Consider the following 3,254-nt stretch of genomic DNA (forward strand, 5'->3'; position numbering starts at 1 on the left):
ATTTTGTCTTCTCCTCATTTCCCCAATATCCCTTTGCCACGGCAGGTCCTCTAAGTGCAATCTCTCCCTGTTCGTATTGCGGCAATATTTTATCGGAATCATCTTCGTCAACGATTTTCACTTCTGAAAAGCATACTGGATGTCCTACACTTTCAAAACGGTCCGCTTCACGATAATCCTCTGGTCTGATTACTGTTCCGGTTCCGATGACTATTGTTTCGGATAGTCCGTATGCGTTGATGATTGGTATCCTGTAGGTTTGGTGGAAATCCTTCCATATCTTTTTATGCAATGGACCTCCGCCTGAAATGATTTCGCGAACGGTTTTCAATTGCTTTTGAGCATTTATTGTGGTCAGTGAGTGTATAACCGGGGGCATGCCTGTCAATACGGTCACCTTCTCGTTTTCACATAGATTAAGGTACTCTTCTAGGTTGAACCGTTCTATGAGAATGTAGCATGCTGCGGATCTTAGTGCCGCTATCGCCCAGGACAGTCCCACATGCGCCATCGGGTATATTCCTAAAAACACGTCATCCTGCTTCAATGTTAATACGTCGCATTCGTTATGTATTGCTGTGAAGTAGTTTCCATGGGTCAGCATTGCCCCTTTTGGCTGGCCGGTTGTTCCTGAAGTGTACTGCAGTTGGCACAGGTCATCCCAATCGGTATTCTCGGCGGGAAGCACTTCGGAGTTTTTATATTGTGAAATTTTTTCCGGGATGTAGGTCATTATGTCAATTTTAGGCGCTTCATTGTCTGTTATCATTAGTTTTGCCTGTGAGTCGCTTATGATGTATTCAAGTTCGGCTTTTGTCATTACTCGATTGGTTGGTATGGCTATTGCGCCGATTCTCCATATTGCAAAGAGGCTCAATAGGTATTCTTCGGAGTTGTTCAGGTATATTAAAACTCTGTCTCCCTTTTCTATTCCAATGTCTTTCAGTTGCCTTCCGATTTCAGACACTATTGAGAGCAATTCTCCTGAATTGTATTTGGCACCGGTTGTTGGATTGTATAGTACGTTCTTGTCCAGTCTTTTAGAGTTTGCATCTAGGAAAGTGGTAATGTTAAGCATTTAAATCAGCTCCTTGACGATGGCCTTTGTCACATCCATTGTGCATGCGTCTCCGCCCAGGTCGGGGGTTCTTATCTTGCAGTCCGCTATTACTTTTTCAACGGCATTCTTGATGTCGTTAGACATTTCCCATTCTCCAAGATAATCAAGCATCATCGCTGCGGAGAGTATCATTGAGCATGGGTTTGCAATGTTTTTTCCTGCAATGTCGGGTGCTGAACCGTGAACCGGCTCGAATAATCCGTTATGGTCTCCAATGTTTCCTGATGGTGCAAGTCCAAGTCCTCCGACGAGTCCTGCGCTTTCATCTGATAAGATGTCTCCGAATAGGTTTGTGGATACGATAACGTCAAAGTTTTGAGGTTGGGTGACCAGGTACATTGCCATTGCATCGACATAGAAGTCTTCTGTTTGAATATGTGGGTAATCTTTTGCAATTTTGTAGAAGCTTTCCTTGAAGACGCCGTCGGTCTTTTTCAGTACGTTGCTTTTGTGCACGCATGTTACCTTGCTCTGTCCTCTTTTTATGCATAGGTTGAATGCAGCTTTTGCAATTCTTTCAGAGGCATGTCTTGTGATGACGCGCTCTGCAATCATTTTTTCCTCATTGCCGTATTCGTTTTGTGAGTAGAGTCCCTCTGTGTTTTCACGAACGATCACAAAGTCGATGTCGTCCCTTATGCAGTTCACGCCCTTGTATGACTTGATTGGCCTTATGTTTGCATAAACGCTCAGTGCCTTTCTCAGGTTTATTATTGGACTAGGCTGTCCTGGTGTTGATGTTGATGCTCCGAAAAGCACTGCATCGCTTTTGTTTGCTATTTTTATTGTTTCTTCCGGTAATGTGCTTCCATTCTTGTTGAAGCATTCAAAACCGGCTTCACCGTATTCAAAACTGAATTCCAAGTCTATTTTGTCAAGCAAGTATTCGCAAGCGGACATTACTTCCTGACCTATTCCGTCTCCACTTATTATTGCAAGATTGTACATTTAATTACCCATAAAATTTTTCGTATATTAATAATATGTTTCACTATTATATATGCAATTTTGCTTTCACATTAAAATTTTGTTCGTATACTATCGAAATACTTTTATATTACTAAATCATAATATATAATTAACTACATAAATAAGGACATGAAAAAATTCCTTATTGAATTTTGTGAGGGATAAAAATGGAAAGAAGCATTGATGAATTAATCGAATTATTGAATGATAAAGATGACTTTGTTGTGGAAGATGCAGTAGGCGAACTGGAATTAAGAGCTGATGAAGCTGTTGACCCATTAATTGATGCATTATCACACAGAAAAAAACAAATCAGATTAAATGCGGCAACCCTTTTAGGAGCAATCAACGATCCAAAAGCAATTCCAGCATTGGTCGAAACATTAAAAGACAACAACAAACTTGTCAGAAGGGAAGCATCCACTGCACTCTCCCGTATGGGCGAACCTGCAGTAGATCCTTTAATCGAAACTTTAGCCGATGAAGACTGGAAAATAAGGGGAGCAGCAGCATGGGCGCTTGGAAACATCGGTGATGAAAAAGCAATTCCTGAACTTGAAAAACTGCTGGATGATGAAAGCGGCTTTGTAAAACAAGGTGCACAAAGCGCAATTAAATCAATTAAGAAATAATCCCGATTATTTCTTACAATTTCTTTTTTTATAATTCATAATATTTTTTGGATAAGTCCCTTAATGCGATTTTAAGTTTTTCCTTCTCTTCAAGGGTGAAATCGCTGAAAATCTCATTTTCAATTTCTTTGATATGGATGTTTTCCGTGAACAAATCCTTAAAGCAGACATGATAGTGTTTGTCACACCACTATACTATTATGGAATGACTGCTCAGCTGAAAACAGTAATTGACAGGTTCTGCTCAAGGAATTTCTCAATCCAGCAAAAGCACCTGAAATCCGCATTGCTGAGCGTGGCATACAATAGCGACGACTGGACATTCGAGTCCCTGGAATCACATTACGACACATTGATAAGGTATCTCAACCTGGAGGACAAGGGCAGAATCCTGGGTTATGGCTGCGGAACTCCATCAATGACCAGGTTTTCAAAATATCCTGATGAAGCCTATGAATTTGGAAAAAACCTAAAATAGGGATTAAATCTCATCCCTCTCTTCATCACAATACTCGATTATTTCATCCATGCCC

The 3,254-nt window shown here is 40.7% G+C and carries 4 protein-coding genes; 2 read left to right on the top strand and 2 right to left on the bottom strand.

Annotated features, from left to right (window positions below; all coding sequences use genetic code 11):
- On the bottom strand, positions 1-1,078 hold a 1,078-nt coding region (locus QZU77_RS10625; protein WP_295603927.1), incomplete at its 3' end, for a class I adenylate-forming enzyme family protein.
- Positions 1,079-2,068 carry a homoisocitrate dehydrogenase gene (gene aksF, locus QZU77_RS10630; protein ID WP_295603930.1) on the bottom strand — a complete coding sequence of 330 codons (990 nt, stop codon included), beginning with the start codon at positions 2,066-2,068 and terminating at the stop codon, positions 1,079-1,081.
- A gap of 188 nt (positions 2,069-2,256) precedes the next feature.
- On the opposite strand from aksF, the gene QZU77_RS10635 reads away from it, so the two are divergent.
- Both QZU77_RS10635 and QZU77_RS10640 read left to right on the top strand, forming a co-directional pair.
- Entirely contained in the window at positions 2,257-2,721 is a 465-nt protein-coding gene (locus QZU77_RS10635) for a HEAT repeat domain-containing protein (RefSeq protein ID WP_295603932.1), read from the top strand.
- A gap of 133 nt (positions 2,722-2,854) precedes the next feature.
- Positions 2,855-3,199, top strand: a complete 345-nt coding sequence (locus QZU77_RS10640; protein WP_295603934.1) for a flavodoxin family protein — start codon at positions 2,855-2,857, stop codon at positions 3,197-3,199.
- The last annotated feature ends 55 nt before the right edge of the window (positions 3,200-3,254 follow it).

It is taken from the genome of uncultured Methanobrevibacter sp. (assembly GCF_902774605.1).
In the GTDB taxonomy this organism is placed as follows: Archaea; Methanobacteriota; Methanobacteria; order Methanobacteriales; family Methanobacteriaceae; genus Methanocatella.

Coding starts and splice junctions, on each gene's coding strand:
- aksF (WP_295603930.1), bottom strand. CDS start 2,068: ATGTACAATCTTGCAATAATAAGTGGAGACGGAATAGGTCAGGAAGTA.
- QZU77_RS10635 (WP_295603932.1), top strand. CDS start 2,257: ATGGAAAGAAGCATTGATGAATTAATCGAATTATTGAATGATAAAGAT.
- QZU77_RS10640 (WP_295603934.1), top strand. CDS start 2,855: ATGGATGTTTTCCGTGAACAAATCCTTAAAGCAGACATGATAGTGTTT.